General features: G+C 42.3%; 1 protein-coding gene. It reads left to right on the top strand.

Features of this window, described 5'->3' with window-relative positions; genetic code table 11:
* Positions 1-71: 71 nt before the first annotated feature.
* Positions 72-1,147 (top strand): IS3 family transposase gene (locus MN869_RS20320; protein ID WP_111804964.1). Its coding sequence is split into 2 segments (ribosomal slippage): positions 72-324 and positions 324-1,147, totalling 1,077 coding nucleotides; the frame shifts between segments, so codons are not numbered across the junction.
* Positions 1,148-1,186: the final 39 nt, after the last annotated feature.

Here is a 1,186-nt window from a genome sequence, read left to right as displayed (position 1 = left end):
GGTAATCCCCCCGAAAAATAAAAGGATGTAAAAGTAGAATTTTCTCTTAAGATAGAAGCAGGAGATTCTGCATGAAAACATCTAAATTTACTGACAGTCAGATCATGTCTATTTTGAAACAGGCGGAGTCTGGCACGCCTGTTACCACTCTTTGTCGTGAACATGGCATGAGTAATGCGACTTTCTATAAATGGCGTGCTAAATATGGCGGTATGGATGCCTCATTAATTGCTCGGTTGAAAGAACTTGAAGCAGAAAATGCCAAGCTAAAAAAGATGTATGCTGAAGAGCGGCTCAAAGCCGAAATCATTCAGGAAGCCATGTCAAAAAAGTGGTAAAGCCATCTTGTCGTCGTCAGATGGCGCAACAAGCTGTTGTCGATCATGCCGTCAGCATTCGCTTGGCTTGCAAGGCATTTAGTATCAGTGAAACTTGCTACCGTTATCAGTCCAAATTGAACGATGACAATGTATTAATTGCAGAGCAGCTGATTGGACTCACTGAGGAAAATACGGATTGGGGTTTTGGTCTGTGTTTCTCTTATCTACGCCATGTTGAAAATTACGGTTGGAATCATAAGCGTGTTTACCGTATTTACTGTGAGCTGGCACTGAATCTACGTATTAAGCCAAGGAGAAGACTGAAACGGCATGTACCTGAACCACTTAAGGAACCGGTTCGAGCAAATCAGGTTTGGTCATTAGACTTTATGCATGATCAGCTGATCGATGGTCGCAAGTTTCGCCTATTGAATGTAATTGATGATTACCGTCGTGAAGGCTTAGCGATTGAAGCAGGTTTCTCATTACCTACAATCCGAGTGATTCGAACACTCAATCAGTTACTGGAATATCGAGAGAAACCATCAGTGATTCGATGCGACAATGGCCCAGAATTTATCAGTCATGAATTTATCAATTGGGCAAAACAACATGGTATACGGATCGAATATATTCAACCTGGCAAGCCACAACAAAATGCGTATATCGAGCGCTACAATCGTACAATGCGTTATAGTTGGGTGAGCAAGCACTTGTTCGATACATTGGAGCAAGTGCAAGATTATGCAACACAATGGTTGTGGCATTATAACCATGAGCGACCGCACAAAGCCAATGGAGGCAAACCACCTCTGATGGCTGCTTAACCTCTACTTTTAACTTCGGTTATTTATGGGAGGATTACC

The organism is Acinetobacter sp. NIPH1876, assembly GCF_022808535.1.
Taxonomy (GTDB): domain Bacteria; phylum Pseudomonadota; class Gammaproteobacteria; order Pseudomonadales; family Moraxellaceae; genus Acinetobacter; species Acinetobacter higginsii.
The sequence above is the reverse complement of the archived record's forward strand: the minus strand, read 5'-3'. Positions and strand labels throughout refer to the sequence as shown.